This window comes from Rhodococcus sp. IEGM 1351, assembly GCF_030056875.1.
In the GTDB taxonomy this organism is placed as follows: Bacteria; Actinomycetota; Actinomycetes; order Mycobacteriales; family Mycobacteriaceae; genus Rhodococcus_F; species Rhodococcus_F opacus.
On record NZ_JASHKU010000049.1, the window covers coordinates 1 to 16,907 of the forward strand.

10 protein-coding genes and 2 pseudogenes are annotated in these 16,907 nt (G+C 65.8%); 8 read left to right on the forward strand and 4 right to left on the reverse strand.

The genetic code is table 11. From position 1 onward, the window contains the following. Positions 1 to 239: 239 nt before the first annotated feature. The 4 genes and pseudogenes from QM806_RS39490 to QM806_RS39505 form a co-directional block, all read left to right on the forward strand. Positions 240 to 767, forward strand: a complete 528-nt coding sequence (locus QM806_RS39490) for an Lrp/AsnC family transcriptional regulator (protein WP_005261973.1) — start codon at positions 240 to 242, stop codon at positions 765 to 767. A 209-nt stretch (positions 768 to 976) separates the two neighbouring features. Continuing rightward, positions 977 to 2,203 carry a Glu/Leu/Phe/Val dehydrogenase dimerization domain-containing protein gene (locus QM806_RS39495; protein WP_065492431.1) on the forward strand — a complete coding sequence of 409 codons (1,227 nt, stop codon included), beginning with the start codon at positions 977 to 979 and terminating at the stop codon, positions 2,201 to 2,203. A 17-nt stretch (positions 2,204 to 2,220) separates the two neighbouring features. Further along, entirely contained in the window at positions 2,221 to 3,639 is a 1,419-nt protein-coding gene (locus QM806_RS39500) for an amino acid permease (RefSeq protein WP_054247713.1), read from the forward strand. Between the two features lie 131 nt (positions 3,640 to 3,770). Continuing rightward, positions 3,771 to 5,012 (forward strand): annotated as a pseudogene (locus tag QM806_RS39505) (aspartate ammonia-lyase); the annotation flags it as partial. On the opposite strand, the gene QM806_RS41980 reads toward QM806_RS39505, so the two are convergent. The 3 genes and pseudogenes from QM806_RS41980 to QM806_RS39510 all read right to left on the reverse strand — a co-directional run bounded on the left by QM806_RS41980 (position 4,994) and on the right by QM806_RS39510 (position 9,484). Next, positions 4,994 to 5,203: an FAD-dependent oxidoreductase gene (locus QM806_RS41980; RefSeq protein WP_419423209.1), complete on the reverse strand. Its 210-nt coding sequence runs from the start codon at positions 5,201 to 5,203 to the stop codon at positions 4,994 to 4,996. The pseudogene QM806_RS39505 and the gene QM806_RS41980 overlap by 19 nt on opposite strands. Before the next feature lie 146 nt (positions 5,204 to 5,349). Next, positions 5,350 to 5,439, reverse strand: a pseudogene (locus QM806_RS41985) (helix-turn-helix domain-containing protein); the annotation flags it as partial. Positions 5,440 to 6,178: 739 nt separating this feature from the next. After that, positions 6,179 to 9,484 (reverse strand): protein kinase domain-containing protein, encoded by a 3,306-nt coding sequence (locus tag QM806_RS39510; RefSeq protein WP_210461553.1) that lies wholly within the window; start codon positions 9,482 to 9,484, stop codon positions 6,179 to 6,181. 431 nt (positions 9,485 to 9,915) lie between these two features. On the opposite strand from QM806_RS39510, the gene QM806_RS39515 reads away from it, so the two are divergent. From QM806_RS39515 to QM806_RS39530, 4 genes are all read left to right on the forward strand, one after another. Further along, positions 9,916 to 10,350: a hypothetical protein gene (locus QM806_RS39515; RefSeq protein ID WP_169694024.1), complete on the forward strand. Its 435-nt coding sequence runs from the start codon at positions 9,916 to 9,918 to the stop codon at positions 10,348 to 10,350. An 812-nt stretch (positions 10,351 to 11,162) separates the two neighbouring features. Next, positions 11,163 to 12,032: a branched-chain amino acid ABC transporter permease gene (locus QM806_RS39520; RefSeq protein ID WP_120660289.1), complete on the forward strand. Its 870-nt coding sequence runs from the start codon at positions 11,163 to 11,165 to the stop codon at positions 12,030 to 12,032. Between the two features lie 5 nt (positions 12,033 to 12,037). Continuing rightward, positions 12,038 to 14,599, forward strand: a complete 2,562-nt coding sequence (locus QM806_RS39525) for an ATP-binding cassette domain-containing protein (protein ID WP_269592379.1) — start codon at positions 12,038 to 12,040, stop codon at positions 14,597 to 14,599. Between the two features lie 52 nt (positions 14,600 to 14,651). Continuing rightward, positions 14,652 to 15,446, forward strand: coding sequence for an SDR family NAD(P)-dependent oxidoreductase (locus QM806_RS39530; protein ID WP_120660287.1), 795 nt, complete (start codon positions 14,652 to 14,654; stop codon positions 15,444 to 15,446). 232 nt (positions 15,447 to 15,678) lie between these two features. Here QM806_RS39530 and QM806_RS39535 read toward each other — a convergent pair whose 3' ends face one another. Beyond that, positions 15,679 to 16,842: an ABC transporter substrate-binding protein gene (locus QM806_RS39535; protein WP_120660286.1), complete on the reverse strand. Its 1,164-nt coding sequence runs from the start codon at positions 16,840 to 16,842 to the stop codon at positions 15,679 to 15,681. Positions 16,843 to 16,907: the final 65 nt, after the last annotated feature.

Sequence of the window (16,907 nt, forward strand, 5' to 3'; positions counted from 1 at the left end):
CGAGGTCGAGACCTGCCAGGCGTTCCTTGTCGGTGAGAGTCTGCTCGATCGTCATCGCTGTCTTCCTGGTTCGAGGGACGGGGGCTTGGTGGCCTGTTGCCTGGGTCACTACGAAAACCCACCCCGCCCACATAGGCAACCGAGCCAGCAGAAGCTAGCCACAGTGCCACCTTCGGCGACCCTCGGACCGATTTTCTTATACAGTCGGACTAGTTGAATCCGCCCGGAGAGGTCTGGCCATGAAGGACGCAGTGCAGTTGGACGAGCTCGACTTCGCCCTTCTCGACGCCATGCACGACGACCCGAAGGCCGGCGTGCTGGAGCTGTCGCGCCGGATCAAGGTCGCGCGGGCCACCGTCCAGGCGCGGGTGCGCAAACTCGAGGAGTCGGGAGTGATCGCCGGGTACGAGCCGCGCCTCGACATCGCGGCCGCGGGGTTCGACGTGCAGGCGTTCGTCACGCTGGAGACGGCGCAGGGCGCGCTCGACTCCGTGACGTCGGAACTGGAGTCGATTCCCGGCGTGCTCGAGGCCTTCGCGACCACCGGTTCGGGCGACATCCTGTGCCGCATCGCGGCGGGTTCCCACCTCGGGCTGCAGCAGACGCTGATCGATCTGAACAAGTCGAGCGTCGTCGCCCGGTCCACCAGCGTGATGGTGCTGTCGGTGATCGTCCCGTACCGGTCGATGCCTCTGCTGCGGACCCTCGACCGGCCGCGCTCGGCGAAGGCCCCGGCCTACCGCACAGCTTCCTCGGAACCGGATTAGCATCACGATCGCCGCCCCTGCTGCACAAACTGAATAGAAAATTCTGGAACTTCTTTCGCGGTGGTGTTCATCGTGGCTATGTGCCGGCCGGCCGGTTGCGGCGCACGAGTGGTGCCCGACACAGTGATCGCCGTAACAGCGCGGGCAGCGGTCGGGAACACCGACCGGGTCGCCCCGAGCCCCCGGCAGCCGAGAAACCGAGAGAAGCCATGAAGAATCTGCTCACCCGATTCGAAGAGAAGGCCCCCGAGATCGTCTTCGAGTGGCACGACACGGAGACCTCCGCACGCGGATGGACGGTGATCAACTCGCTACGTGGCGGCGCTGCCGGCGGCGGAACCCGGATGCGGCGCGGTCTCGACCGGCGCGAGGTGGAGTCGCTCGCGAAGACCATGGAGGTCAAGTTCACCGTCTCCGGTCCGGCCATCGGCGGCGCAAAGTCGGGCATCGATTTCGACCCGACCGACCCGCGCAAGGACGAGGTGCTGCGGCGCTGGTTCAAGGCCGTCACCCCGCTCCTCAAGGCGTACTACGGCACCGGCGGCGACCTGAACGTCGACGAGATGGCCGAGGTCGTGCCGATCACCGAGAGCTACGGCCTGTGGCATCCGCAGGAGGGTGTCGTCAACGGGCACTTCGCGGCCAGCGATCGCGAGCGGGTGCAGCGGGTCGGACAGCTGCGGCTGGGTGTCGCGAAGGTCGTCGAGGATGCGCGGTTCACTCCCGACCCGCAGGCGAAGTACACGGTGTCCGACCTGATCACCGGCTGGGGTGTCGCCGAATCGGTGCGGCACTACTACCGGGTCTACGGCGGCGAACTGGCCGGCAAGCGCGTGATCATGCAGGGCTGGGGCAACGTCGGCGCCGCCGCCGCGTACTACCTGGCGCAGTCCGGGGCCCGGATCGTCGGCATCCTCGACCGCAACGGTGGGTTGTCGAACACCGACGGCTACGACTTCGAGCAGATCCGCGCGCTGTTCCTGGCCAAGGAGGGCAACGAACTCCGCGCGGCAGGCATGGTGCCGTTCGAGGAGATCAACGAGGCGATCTGGAGTTCGGGCGCCGAGATCTTCCTCCCCTGCGCCGCATCACGTCTCGTGACTCGCGACCAGGTGGACCAGTTGATCGCCGGTGGTCTCGAGGTGGTGGCGAGCGGCGCCAATGTGCCGTTCGCGGACGACGAGATCTTCTACGGCCCCATCTACGAGTACGCCGACAAGAGTGTGGCCGTCGTCCCGGACTTCATCGCCAACTGCGGCATGGCCCGGGCGTTCGCACTGCTGATGGAGGGTGACATCGAGGTGTCGGACGAGGCGATCTTCGGGGACGTCTCCGCCACCGTCGCGACGGCGCTCGAGCGTTGCTTCGCGCGTTCGTCGCAGCCGACCGGAATCGCCGGTACCGCGTTCGAGATCGCACTCGATCAGCTCGTCTGACGGCACGGGAGCCCCCCATGAACACCGTTCACGACCCACCGAAATCCACTGGCCTGCAGCAGGCGATGAAACCGCGGCAGCTGGTGATGATGAGCCTGGGCGGCGCGATCGGCGCCGGATTGTTCGTCGGCTCCGGCGCGGGTATCGCCGTCGCCGGGCCCGCCGTGCTCGTCTCCTTCCTCATCGCCGGATTCCTCGTCGTCCTCGTGATGCGGATGATGGGCGAGATGGTGGCCGCCGACCCCGACAGCGGCGCGTTCTCCGTCCACGCCGAGAACGCGATGGGCCCGGTCGCCGGCCGGACGATCGGCTGGCTCTACTGGGTGCAGGTCGTCATCGTGGTGGCCGCGGAAGCGACCGCGGCGGCGGCGATCACCGCCGCCTCCATACCCGCAGTGCCCCAATGGGTGGCAGCCCTGGCGTACATGAGTGTGCTGACCGCCGTGAACCTGGCGGGCGTCTCCCGTTTCGGCGAGTTCGAATTCTGGTTCGCCGCACTGAAGATCGTGGCGATCGTCGCATTCCTGGCGGTCGGTTCCGCGATGATCCTCGGGGGGATTCCGAGCTTCGACGCGCCGGGTCTGTCGAACCTCACCGGCCACGGCGGGTTCGCCCCCAACGGTGTCACCGGTATCGCGGCCGGCCTGCTGATCGTGGTCTTCGCGTTCGGCGGCACCGAGGTGATGGCCATCGCGGCCGCCGAGACGTCGGAACCGCGGCGCAACGTGAGCCGGGCGGTGCGGTCCATCGTGTGGCGGATCCTGGTGTTCTACGTCGGTTCCGTCCTCATCATGGTGACGGTGCTGCCGTGGACCGCCGACGAACTCGCGACGGGACCGTTCGTCGCGGTCCTGAACGCCGCGCACGTCCCCGGCGCCGGCGCCGTCATGACCGTCGTCGTGGTCATCGCACTGCTGTCGTCGCTGAACGCCATGCTGTTCAGTGGCTCCCGGATGATCTACTCGCTGTCCGAGCGTGGGGCGGCGGCGAAGGTGTTCGGCCGGGTGTCGGGCAACGGTGTTCCCCGCGTGGCGGTGCTGGCGTCGGTGACGTTCGGGTTCGTCACCGTCGTCCTCAACTACCTGGCCCCGGATCGTGTTCTCCCGCTCCTGCTCAACGCGGTCGGCTCGACGATTCTGGTGCTGTGGACGTTCGTCACCGTCTCGCAGATCGCGTTGCGGCGGCGCGCCGAGAAGTCGGGCCGAACGGATCTGCCGCTGAAGATGTGGGGCTTCCCGTATCTGTCGTATGTCGCTCTCGCGCTGCTGGCCGCGGTCGCGGTGCTGGCGTTGTTCGACGACGCGGCACGCAACCAGCTGTTCGCGACGCTCACGTTCACATGTGCGATCACACTGGCCTGCTGGGTACTCGGACGCAGGCAACAGAGCGCGGCCGCCGACACCACACCGGAGAAGACGCCCGAGACCGTCGGCTGAGACGACAGCGCGGTCTCACGGATGTCGAGGGGTCATCCGTGGGGCCGCGGCGGTCTCCCGCTCAGCGGACACGTTCCGGTCGCCGAACCTCCCGCCGCCTACCGTCGAACGCACGCGACGAAGGGCCGGGAATGACCACACATCCAGACGTTTTCGCCCCGGCCAGGCTGGGCCCCATCACGTTACGCAATCGGGTCATCAAGTCGGCCACGTTCGAGGGCCGCACTCCCGACGCGCTGGTCACCGACGAACTGATCGAATTCCACCGCCGGCCCGCGGCGGGTGGGGTCGGGATGTCGACGGTGGCCTACTGCGCCGTGGCACCGGAGGGTCGCACCGAACGCGGGCAGTTGTGGATGCGCCCGGACGCTGTGCCCGGGCTGCGCAGGCTCACCGACGCCATCCACGCCGAGGGTGCGGCCGCATCCGCCCAACTCGGGCCGCAGTGGCCGGGCGCTGACCCCGGAACCTCGACGAACATGAACGCCAACTAGGTCATTGCCAACCGGGCACTTGAGCTTCTCGGCCACCGCCGCGGCGACTACCACCTCGTCCATCCCCTCGACCACGTCAACATGGGCCAAAGCACCAACGACGTCTACCCCACCGCGGTGAAGGTGGCGGTGCAATTCGCGTTGCGCCGCCTGCACACCTCGATGCGTGAGTTGGCCACCGGATTCGCCGCCAAGGCCGACGAATTCGCGGACGTGGTCAAGATGGGACGCACCCAGCTCCAAGACGCCGTCCCGATGACCCTGGACCATGAATTCGGCACCTACGAGATCATGCTCGGCGAGGACGCCGACCGGCTCCTGGAGGCCGCGGCCCTGATCCACGAGATCAATCTCGGCGGCACCGCAATCGGCACCGGCCTCAACGCCCACTCCCGCTACGCCGAACTCGCATGCCGGCACCTGCGGGACACTGCCGGCATTCCCCTGACCACGGCCGTCGACCTGGTCGAGGCCACCCAGGACGTCGGCTCGTTCGTCCAGGTTTCCGGTGTGCTCGAACGCACCGCAGTGAAACTGTCGAAGATCTGCAACGACCTGCGGCTGCTCTCCTCCGGCCCCCGGGCGGGATTCTCCGAGATCAACCTTCCCCCCGCCCAAGCCGGATCGTCGATCATCCCGGGAAAGGTCAACCCGGTCATTCCCGAGGTCGTCAATCAGGTCGCCTTCGAGGTGATCGGCAACGACGTCACCGTCTCCATGGCCGCGGAGGCCGGCCAACATCAGCTCAACGCGTTCGAGCCGATCATCGCCCACAGCCTGTTCCAGTCGATCACTCACCTCGACCGCGCCTGCCGCACGCTCGCCGCGCGGTGCATCACCGGGATCACCGCCAACACCGACTACCTTCGGCAGACCGTCGAGCACTCCATTCGCAGTGATCCCTGTGCGCGGCCGGAGCCTTCCCGGGCGGGCCCGTCTTCCTTTTCAAAGAGCACAACGGATGCTCCACATGCGGCCGCGGCGGCGGCGGCGGCGCCGGTGATGCCGCCGCCGATGACGACGACGGGAAAGTCACCTTCAGCCGTCCGCTGAATTCGTCCGGTGACCAGTGCAAGTCCAGTTTGCGTTGCACGAGCCTGCGCAGAGCCGAGTCCGCAAGAAGCTTGTACTCGCGTGGTCGACGGCGATTCTGCGCCGCCGCTTCGTGGGCGGACCGCGGCAGGTAGCGGCCGTGCGCATTGGTGTGCCGGTCGATCTCCCGCTTGACCGTCGAGGGTACGCGGTCGAGTTCGCGGGCGACTTGACGGATCGAACAGCCGAGATGTCGCAGGTCCGCGACCTGCAGCGTTCAGCCAACGACAGGTACCGCCCCGACGGTGGCTTCGCCGCGAGGAGGGCCCGGCTCCGCCGGGCCGCGAGTCGGATGTTGGTGCCGGTCTTGCGGTGCATTCCGAGGATTCTGCTTGCCGAGGTATTGGATTCGCCCTGCCTGCGCAGTTCCCAGTACCGCGTGTCGCGGACAGCCTTCCGCAGCTGAGCTGGTGTCGGCGCGGGATTGAGCTCGGCAGCGACCAGATGCGCCGATTCTTTCACCGCCGCCCGCAGCGCCGCTTGATCGCCCTTTCTGATCCGGTGCTCACGTAGCGCGCGTCGCGCTTCCCACGCATCTGCCCGGCGCACCTCAAGCCGCAGCTGTCGACGAACGTCCGCGACACTAAAACCCTGGTCGCGGAGGTGGTGGAAGCGGCGCTCGATCCACCGATACGCAGTCGACCTACCGACACCAGCCCGCTAAGCAGCGACCTCCACCATCGCGCCGCGGTTGTGTTCACCCCAGAAGGAGCTTTCGACATCATGGGCGACCTGCCTGTGGTGACGTCGATACGCACCCGCGCCACTTCTTCGGCCACGTCGCAGACGGAAGAGTGGTTCCCTCCCCGACGGACGAACGATGGACGTCATTGATCCCGCCCAGGGAGAGGCCGTCGCACGTGCAGCCTCGGCGACCGCAATGGAAGTAAATCGCGTGGTGACATCGTCTCGACAATTCTTCGACGATGAGGCGACGCCGGATCGCGCGTTGTTCAATGCGAGGTTCGATTCTGTTCCACTACCCACGCGGCGATCTGTGCGCGGGAGGTGAAGCCGAGTTTGGCCAGCACATGCTCCACATGCCCCTGGGCGGTGCGCGGCGAGATCACGAGTCGAGCTGCGATCTCCTTATTGGTCAGCCCCTCAGCGACCAGATCGGCGACCTGCCCCTCCCGTTTGGTCAGTTTCGGCAGCATTGCGGTCGGCGCCGGCGGGGCGCCCGGGGCCCGCTCGCCGAGGGCGTAAGCGACGGCAGCATCGAACCCCAGCCGCCGGCCCTCCCGGCTGGCCTCCGCGAATCCACGCTCACCGAGCGCCCGACGACTCGTCCGTTCGCACTCCTCGTGGTGGACGAGCAACCCCGGAAACACGACCGCGTCGCTGCCGACCGACCGACTCAACTCCTCGGCGGACCCCAGCAGCACGGCCGCGCGGCGTGGTTTCTTCTCTCCGGCGGCGATCCAGGCCAGCGCCTCGAGGCCCGAGGCGGCGGTGCGCCGGTTGCTCGCCTCTCGCGTCAGGCGCAACGACCGTTCGAGCAGTCCCCCCGCCCGATCTGCATCCCCCTGACGCCACTCCGTAACGCCCATGACCCACAGTGCATAGGACCGATACACGACCTCACCGCGTGCCTGTGAGAGCGCGAGCACCTGCCGATAGCACTCGAGGGCTCGTTCCGTCTCGCCGCGCAGGGTGTTGGCCAGCCCGAGCATGTTCGTCGCGCCGGTCTGGAGCGGAAGGTTCTGCCGTGCGCGGAACGTGTCGAGTGCGTCTTCCAGGCGCGAGCACGCGCGGCCCAGTTCGCCGCCGAAGATCGCCAGGATGCCGTCAGAATAGGCAGCGAGGGCCTCGATCATGGCGTCAGTCGACTGTTCGGCGAGCGCGAGTCCCTCGTCCACCAGCGCGGCGCCCGCCTGAAGATCACCCTGGACCTCGGCTAACACGCTGGCCGCGTACAACGCCTTGGCCCGGTCGACACTCGGCCCCCCGGTGGTTCCGGCCAGGAAGCGGGCGAGCCACCGGCGTCCTTCGCTCAGTAGACCACTGGCACTCCAGAACGGGAACAGGGCCGCGGCGATCCGCAGACCGGCATCCGGGCTGTCGGACACGCAGAACTCCAGGGCTTCCCGGAGATTCGGTTGCTCCCGCTCGAGCCGGTTGACCCATTCGAGCTGTCGTGAACTGATCCAGTCGGCCTCCCCCGTAAGCACAAACTTCTGGTACCAATCCCGGTGGCGTCGGCACAGCTCCTGTAAGACGGCCTTGTCGTGGAGCTTCTCGCGGCCGTAATCGCGCACTGTGTCGAGGAGCCGGAACCTCACCGCAGTGCCGGATTCCTCGCGGATCAGGATCGATTTGTCCACCAGCGAGGCCATCGTGTCGAGTAGCTCGGCCGCATCCAGTCCGCGTCCACATACCACCTCGGCGGCATCGAGCTCGAATATGCCCGAGAACACCGCCACTCGGGCCCACACTCGTTGCTCAACCGGTGTGCACAGCTCGTAGCTCCAGTCGATGCTCAATCGCAATGTCTGCTGCCGCGATGGTGCGCGCCGGCTGCCCTGGGTCAGCAGCGCATATCGGTCGGTGAGCCGGGCCAGGATCTGCTCCGGCGACATCGCTCGCAGTCGGGCCGCAGCCAACTCGATCGGCAACGGCAACCCATCCAGGCGCTGACAGATCTGGGCCACCGCGGTCTTGTTGTCCTCGGTCAGTTCGAACCCCGGGACGGCCGTGGCGGCGCGCTCAGCGAACAGCATGACCGCGTCGTAGCTGGGCAGTCCCGACAACGACGACTGCCGGTCCGGATCGGGTACCGTCAGCGGCGGCACCCGGAGCGACTCCTCCCCACCGATTCCCAGAAGCTCACGGCTGGTGGCGAGAATCCGCAGACCCGGGCAAGCCCGCAGCAGCGTGTCGGCGAGGTCCGCCACGGCGTCGACCACCTGCTCGCAGTTGTCCAGGACCACCAACAGTGACCGCTCGGCCACGAACTCGACGAGCGCCTCACGCAGAGGCCGCGCCGAATAGTTCCTCAGACCTAGCGCTCCGGCCACCACATTGGCGAGCAGCGACGCATCGGTCAGTTCACCCAACTCCACCAGCCACACCCCGTCAACGAAATCGCGTTGCACCGTCGCGGCCACCCGCAACGCGAGGCGCGTCTTACCGACACCACCGATCCCGGTCAAAGTCACCAACGGTGAGCGGGACAGCATCTCCCTGGTCTCGGTGATTTCACTACGGCGCCCGACAAAGCTGGTCAGCTCGACGGGAAGATTCCCCGCACCACGCACGCCATCCGCGACCGACGAAAAGCGAACGACCGCAGCACGCTCGTCGGAATCAACAACGGTGCGGATGGGGTTCGGCGCTCCCGGCAGTGCATTCGATCCGCCGCCGTGCAACGCCATCTCATCGACCGGGAATCCGTTGAGGCCCTCGATCCGTCGCAGCTCGTCACCAAGCTCGACGGCGGAGGGCCGATCCTGAGGGTTCGCGGCCATCGCTCGGGCGATCTCCGCGGACACGTCCTGGTCGATGCCGTGCCCGTGCAGGTCCGGCACCGGTTCAGTGGTGATCCGCAGGAACTGGGCCACCACCTGCTCACCGGTGCGGCGCTCGAATGCCGCGTGGCCGGTCAGGGCACTGAACAAGACGGCACCGAGCCCGTAGACATCCGACGCAGTGCTCGGCGGATCACCCCTGAGCACCTCCGGGGCGGTGAACGCCGGCGACCCGGTCACCGTTCCGGTGCCGGTCTCGAAGCCGCCGGAGATATGCGCGATTCCAAAATCTGTCAGCGCCGGCTCACCATAATCGGTGAACAAGATGTTGGCGGGCTTGATATCGCGATGCAGAATCCCGAGTCGGTGGGCGGTCGACACCGCCCCGGCCATCTTCACCCCCAACCGCAGCGCCTGGTCCAACGGCAGCGGACCATGTCGGCGGATCCGCGCCTCCAGCGAGTCCTGCGCGTGGTACTGCATCACAATGTACGGGCGACCCTCCTCTGTGTCGCCGACCTCCAGGACATTGACGATGTTCGGGTGCCCGCTCAACCGGCCCATCGCCCGCTGCTCCCGCAAGAACCGCGCCCGATTCACCTCGTCCAGGTCTGCGGTGAGCACCTTGACGGCCACAATCCGATCCACATCAGGCTGCGTACATCGGAAGACGACACCGAAGCCGCCACGCCCGATCTCCTCGGCGTCCCCGAATCCGACCGCCGACAATGCCGCAGCGACCGCCGGCCCGATGTCACGCTGCGTTACGAGTGGATCATCGTCTCTGACCATCGGCAACCCAGCGATTCATCCTATTCGTGGCATCGACGATCGACACCGCGCGTCCTCAGCGCGAAGACTGTGCCCTCAGGATATCCACCATCCAGCACGCTGGACCTCCTCCCGAGCACACACACTTTGCAACGGCCCGCGCCAGGTCCATCGAGGCCTTCGAGAGCCGCTACATCCCCGCTGGACCCTGACGGCATCTGATGCCCCACCCGCGGGGACCAGGCACCCGGAAGACCAGCCCGTTGACACGGCTGGTGGGTGCTTGTCGAGCACCGCGGGCGCGGCGACGTCAGGCGACGTCAGGTGCGGGTGTTGCGTTTGAGCCAGCCCCACCCGACGGTGGTCACTCCGAACAGGACAATCCTCAAGGACCGCGAGCCCCTGACAACGAGCCCGAGGACGACAGACACCAGCCACACCAGGAGAAACCGATGAGCGAGCATCTGTTTTCATCGCATCCGCGGGCACCTGCCGCACTGGACGATGATGCCGACAAGAGGGACCGTGGACGGGTGAGCGGCTCGACTCGCCATCACACGCACCGCTGGACGGAGCTTCTTCGTCCGCGACCCGGCTGGCGGCGAGCATCGGCTTGCACCAGCTTCCGCATCTTTCTCCGCACCGTGGCAACGTCCGTCCTGACCCGCGGCGGCGCGGAACACCCTTCGGTCAATGAGGATCCGTTTCTCCGCACCGCGAACCTGCCAGTTCAGTGGTCAGCTACTCTTTCAGCCGCAAAATCCGCGGGCGCAGCCAGCGCCGTTCGGGGTCCGCTCCGATTGAACGAATGTTTCGTGGTCACGATGGGGATGCGTGTTCTGCACGCGGTGGGCGAACTGTTTTTGCTGTTCTTCAGGGGTCACTGAACGAACGGAACGAGGTCCTCGACATGACGCGATCGCCTATCTGTGCCAAGACGCACCTGCCCGCTGCCGTGCGTACCAGCAACGGCCGCTTACCCGCACAGTCCACAGCACCTCCGCGAGAAGAGTCGCCTAGATCGGCGGGGCCGTGCGTTGCCGTCACCGCGAAGCCCGCGGCGGCACAGGCAATTTACGCGCCGATGTTGACGACGACATGCGACCGCGGCCAAGGCGAATGCGTGCGGGATTGCGGCCTCAAAGCGACTGGTGACTCACCGGACGGCACGTTGGTGCGAGCCGTGCTTACCTCGCGTGATCGCGCGGTACCGGGCGTGAAACTGATTCGACGTAAGACCGAACTCGACGAATATATCGGCAGCACTGGGACCTCCGAACGGCTCCCATTTCTGGTGAAAGTCCAGGATCGCCAGCTGATATCGGTCCCCTTCAACGGTACCCATTGCATAACCTCTCTTCATACAGTCCTTGTGGTGGCAGGACGCCTGCGCGTGTTCTGCATTAAATCCTCAGCGATTTCGTCGTGGCTCTAGCTGGCGCGGAGACTCGGCGGGTAACTCACACCGCCCTTCGCCTCGTCTGACAACGCCGCGTTCGAGTGGGATTGATGATGCCGAGGATTACCGGAATGTATTCGGCCTTCTTCACCACCTAGATGACTTCGGTTTTCATGTCAGGCGCCGTCGTGCGCCGTTCGAACTGTGCTTGCGCTCACACTCTCGCTACCCTACGTTAGTTGAACTGAACTCAACTCAATTTGCGCCAAGCAAGTTGCGACAGGCCAGCGGAGGCAATACGTGGACCAGTTGTTCATCACTCTGACCAGCGGCATCGCGAACGGCGCCGTCTACGGTCTCATCGGACTCGGATTGGTGATCATCTTCCGGTCCACCGACGTCATGAACTTTGCCATGGCATCGATGTCCACTCTCGCTATCTACATGGCGCTCAGCCTCCATGGGTGGGGCGCCGGCATCATCGTGGCCCTCGTCGTTGCGGTGGCCTTCGGTGCACTGAGCGGACTCGTCGTACGGGAGACACTCATTCGCCCCCTGGGGCAGGGCAAACTCTTTGCCGCCCTCGTTATCACGATGGGCTTGTCAATCATCGTCGAACATCTGATCGGCCAGTTCTGGGGCGAACAACCGCAACGGTTCCCACAGCTCATCGAAGGCACGGTCACCGTCGGCAACTCCAATCTCCTGCTGCAGGACCTTGCAACGATCGCCATAGCCGCCTGCGCGGTATCCGGAATCGCCTTCCTGTTCACGCGCACCCCGCTCGGCGCCGCTATGCGCGCAGTCGCCGAATCCGCGGTGACCGCCGAGATCTTGGGAATCAACGCGCACAAGGTCGCACGGATCGCCTGGGCACTCGGCATGGCGCTCGCGGTGCTCGCAGTCTTCCTCTACGCCCCCAAAACCGGTCTCACCCCGGTAGTTCTGGCTCCGATCCTCTTCCGGGCCTTCGCCGGTATTCTGCTCGGCGGGCTCACCAGCATGTACGGCGCCGTCATCGGCGGACTCATCATCGGCGTACTGGACAACCTCGCTGCCGCGTACATCTCGGCCAGCTTCCGCGACACGTTCGTCTTCACCATCGCGGTGCTGGTCCTCCTCATTCGACCTCAGGGCATCTTCGGTCGCCAAACCTTCGAGAGGGTCTGAAATCCATGACCACAACACAGATCCCGGACCGGCAGGGGAGCCGGACCAGCCAGCGGATGTACTCGGCCGCCCAGGTCCTCGGCGGACCACTTGCCGCTGTGCTGACAATCCTCATGCTGTCCGCGGGCATCGTGCCCTCCTACAACGTGTACACGGTCGGCCTGGCCGCGGTGTACGGCCTCATCGTCCTGTCCATCTCGTTGCTGGCGAACTGGACCGGCATCTGGTCGATCGGCCATCCCGCCATGGTCGCAATCGGCGCGTACGCGACCGCGTACGGCAGTGGTCACGACTGGGGACTCAGCTTCACCGTCCTGGTCGCGATAATCCTGTGCGCGGCGACAGGTGGATTCCTCGGATTCGTCGGATCCCGGTTCTCCGTGTTGTACGTCGCACTGCTGACACTGGCGTTCACGCTCGTCGTCCTCGAGATCATCGGCGCATGGAAGAGCGTGACCGGCGGCGACCAGGGTGTGCCTGTGGATACGTTCGATTCGGTCCTGGGCGAGGTCATGCCCTCGTCGGACGAGGTGGTCTTTCTGGCTGTCGCGATACTGGGCGTCGCGCTGACGGTCTCGGTTCTCGTGCGCCGCACCACGCTGCGGATGCGGATGGTCGCGGCAAAAACTCACCCGCTCGCGAGCAAATCTATCGGCATCGCGCCGGAGTTCCAGTCGAGCCTCGGCTTCGCGATCAGCGCGGGAGTCGCTGGCCTATCCGGTGTGCTCCTGGCCTTGTTGTCGGGGTTCGTCAGCCCTGAGGGCTTCTCCATGGTGTTCGCCGTCAATTTGATTGCTGCGACCGTCCTCGGCGGCACGGGCAGCATTGTCGGCGCAGTTGTCGGTGGCGTATTCCTCGCATTCGCTCCCACGCTGGCTGCGACGTTGTCGATCGACCAGCCGTACCTGATCGGTGGCATTCTCATCCTGACGCTGTTGTTCCTAGCCGACGGCATCGTGCCGACTGCCGCCTCGTTGCTGTACCGATTCGTCCCCGCGACGAGATCGCTGAACCACCGACCTCTGTCGGCGCTGCCCGCCGAGGCGCCCATCGGCACCGACGGTCGGGGCAGCAGCCTCGGCACAGACACCGAGCCGGTCCTCACGACCGAGGGCCTCGGCGTGCGCTTCGGTGGCCTCCAGGCGGTCGATGGTGTCGATCTGCAGGTGCTACCAGGTGAGGTTCTCGCGATCATCGGCCCGAACGGCGCAGGCAAGACCACATTCGTCAATGCCCTGTGCGGGCTGATCGGGGGCGGTGACCTCACTGGCACGATCGCGCTCGACGGCAAGCAACTCCATTCTGTGCGCGCTACCCGGCGCCGCTCGCTCGGCCTCGGCCGCACCTTCCAACACGCCGAGCTCTTCGGCGAACTGACCGTGCTCGAGAACGTCAGCGTCGTCAACCGGTGGGGCAGGCGCTCCGAGCGGGACACAGCCCTTCGAATTCTGGACAGTGTCGGCTTGGCCGAACACGCCCATCGGCTTCCCAAGGAGCTGCCGTTCGGTTTGCAGAAACGCGTCGACCTCGCCCGTGCGATCACAGCACTCGCCGATAATCCGCACCTGATCGTCCTCGACGAACCGTTCGGTGGTCTCGACGTGGACGAACGTCAGACACTCGCTCGTCACATCCGTCAACTGTCGACGTCGGGCACATCGGTGGTGATCATCGATCACGTTCTCGATGATCTGTTCGCCGTCGCCGATCGGGTCGCGGCATTCAACTTCGGCAAGCTCATCGCCACCGGCACCCCGGACACAGTCCTGCAGAACCAGCAGGTCCGTGATTCGTACCTTGGCGACATCCATGCCGATCTGTTGGCACCGGAGGTCGACAGTTCCGGGACACCGTTGATCTCCGTGCACGGCATAGAACACCACTACGAGGGTGTGCGGGCACTCGAGGGCATCGACCTCGACGTCCACGCTGGTGGCATTCTCGGCATCGTAGGCGCGAACGGCGCGGGCAAAAGCACCCTGGGGCGAATCCTGCACGGGGACATCTACCCCACCGACGGAATCCGGATCCTCGGTGATTCGAAAAACCTCCGTATCAGCCTGGTGCCCGAGGGCCGCGCCTTGTTCCGGACACTGTCGGTCCGCGAGAACCTCGAGGTCGCCGCGTATGCCGCGGGCATCTCGGGCCGAAAGCTCACCCAGCGTCTCGCGGAGCTGCAGGATCGGCTCCCGGAACGAGTGCGGACCCGGATGAGCCTTCCGGCCGGCTCGTTGTCCGGTGGCGAGCAGCAGCTCGTCGCGATCGCCCGCGCTCTGATGGCCGATCCCGACGTGCTGATTCTCGACGAACCAGCGTTGGGCCTGTCCCCGGCGATGGTCGACGAGGTCTACTCGCAGATCAATACCCTTGCATATCAGGGAATCACCACGATCTTGCTCGATCAGTCGCTGACGCGCGCACTCGGCGCATGCACCGACGTCGTCGTGCTGCGTCAAGGCGGCGTCGTCGCGCGCGGCAACAGCAGGACCCCGGGCTTCGACCAGATCGCCGAGACGGCATACTTCGGCACCGACGTCGCCGCCCCTGTTCAGGACGTCGCGCGATGAACTCGGCGCGCGACAATGATCGACGCACTCGAACTGTGAGATAGGACAGCGTATGACGAACGGACACGGAAGATTTGAGGGCGCGATCGCTCTGGTCACAGGTGCGGGCTCCGGGATCGGGGCGGCCGTAGCGAAGCAACTCGCCAGCGAGGGCGCAGCCCGCGTGTATGCACTCGATGTCAACGATGAGGCGCTGATCAGAGAGTACGGAGAAGGATCCGAGACGATCGTCTCCCGAGTGACCGATGTGTCGTCCTCCGTGCACGTAAACAACGCGGTCGCCGCCGTGCTGGAATCGGACGGCAGGCTCGATGTCGTCGTCCATGCTGCCGGCATCGATGACCCGGAGGCGAAGCGGGTCATGACCGAGGCGATCGCGTCGAACACCCCGATCGACATCACGGCGGATCTCACTGACGAGCAGTGGCGTCGGCTGATGGCGGTGAACCTGGACGGTACATTCCACGTCGTCCGCGCGGCGGTCGCGGCGATGAAGCCGAAGGGCGGCGCTATCGTCGTGATCGGTTCGTCGTCGGTGTTCGACACCCTGACCGGATATCCGCACTACGCGGCGTCGAAGGCCGCGGTGCACGCGTTCTGCCAGGCGGTGGCGAAGGAAGTGCTGGCCTTCGGTATCCGGGTCAATGTCGTTGCGCCGGGCCCGACCGACACGGGCATGGCAGCCCGCACGCCGGACGAACTCAAAACCGGCTACGTCAACAACAGCGCCGTCCCCTATGCCGCCCCCGACGAGATCGCGGACAATGTCCTGTTCCTCGCCTCCGAACAGGCACGCAACGTCGTCGGCGCGGTCCTACTCAGCAATAGGGGAAGATTCACGGTCTGAGTTCAACCGTCGGCCTACCGCGTCCCGTCCCGAATCCCACGGGGCGGGAAGCGCTTTTGCTTACTCGACGCCCACGCGGGTTCGCGGCGAACCTACACGCCGGGCACACCGGAACAACACCGCACCGCGGTGCACCTGCTTGCCCGCCCAGCGCCCGGACGGCGGAAGCCGCACCCCTCCGGACGAGCAGGAGGGTGCGGCTTCTCGGCAGGAGGAAGAGGGTGCCGCGGTGTCACCTAGGGGATGCGAAGCCGCCCTGGTCCACGAACTTTCCGCCCTGCACCTCGACGTGAACCACGGCGTGGGATCCTTCGTGACTGTCTTCGCTGAACTCGAGCGGCGGCATCACGCCGGTCTCGATTGTGCCGGTGGAGGTGACTGCGGCGGCGATGGACTCGGAGGTGATGTCACCGTCGATGCCAGCGAGTACCTGCGCGAACGCCTTCGCCGAACCATACGTCGCGAGCGAGTAGAAGTCAGGCTTCGCGCCGGGTTCGAACTTCGCCAGCGCCTGACGGTATTCCTCCACCGCAGGGTCCTCGGCTGTCGGCGGAAGTGTCAACGACACGGCACGGAAACCCTCCGCGTTCGCACCGGCCAAGTCGAGAAGACCGTTGCCGACAGTCGGCGAGTAACCGTAGCTGCGTGTCTGAACCCTCTGCAGGGCCATCTCGTTGAGGTATGCGGCAGCCTCCTGGATCGGGAGGATCACCAGAACGGCGTCCGGTGCGGAGGAGCGGATCTGGGCGACGAAGGGGCTGTAGTCAGTGGCGCCGAGCTTGACTTCGATGGTGGACACATCTGCTCCTCCCTTCGCGAGTTCGGCGGAGGCGACGTCGCCGACCTTGACGAAGGCGGCGGGGTCGTTGCGGATCACAGTGACCTTCTTGGCGCCGTCGTCGAGCGCCCACTGCGCGGCGGCAACCGCCTGGTCCTCGTAGAGCGTCTGGGTTCCGAACAGGCCGGCCTGCGGCGGGTCGTACCACGACGTCGAACCGCCGTAGGTGCCGAAGATCGGGACCTCGTTCCGCTCGAGCACGAATGGGAAGGTGGCCTCCGACGTGGCGGTGCCGTTGGCGCCGACGATCGCCTGGACCTTGTCACGCGAAATCAGCTGCCGTGCCACCTGAATGGTTTGCTGCGGGTCGAAGGCATTGTCGACCGCAGTCCACTCGACCTGGCGGCCGTTGATGCCGCCATCGGCGTTGAGTTGGTCGAAGAAGACCCGGGTTCCCGCTTCCTGCGGAATGCCGCCCGACGCCTGGGGGCCCGAAAGGGGCAGCCAGGCACCGAGTTTGATCGGCTCGCCGGGTCCGCTGCCGCCGCCCCCTGCGCTGCCGCAGGCGGTGAGGGTCATGGCCAGCGCTACGCCGACCGCAATGAGAGACTTACGCACAACATCCTCCTTGAATCGAGTTCAATTCAGGTACGATATAGGGGAAACAATATGACGGCAATCAC

What these genes read in the sequence shown, in the direction of transcription:
- QM806_RS39530 (WP_120660287.1), top strand. Translation starts at nt 14,652, where the DNA reads ATGACGAACGGACACGGAAGATTTGAGGGCGCGATCGCTCTGGTCACA.
- QM806_RS39510 (WP_210461553.1), bottom strand. Translation starts at nt 9,484, where the DNA reads ATGGTCAGAGACGATGATCCACTCGTAACGCAGCGTGACATCGGGCCG.
- QM806_RS39490 (WP_005261973.1), top strand. Translation starts at nt 240, where the DNA reads ATGAAGGACGCAGTGCAGTTGGACGAGCTCGACTTCGCCCTTCTCGAC.
- QM806_RS39515 (WP_169694024.1), top strand. Translation starts at nt 9,916, where the DNA reads ATGAGCGAGCATCTGTTTTCATCGCATCCGCGGGCACCTGCCGCACTG.
- QM806_RS39525 (WP_269592379.1), top strand. Translation starts at nt 12,038, where the DNA reads ATGACCACAACACAGATCCCGGACCGGCAGGGGAGCCGGACCAGCCAG.
- QM806_RS39500 (WP_054247713.1), top strand. Translation starts at nt 2,221, where the DNA reads ATGAACACCGTTCACGACCCACCGAAATCCACTGGCCTGCAGCAGGCG.
- QM806_RS39495 (WP_065492431.1), top strand. Translation starts at nt 977, where the DNA reads ATGAAGAATCTGCTCACCCGATTCGAAGAGAAGGCCCCCGAGATCGTC.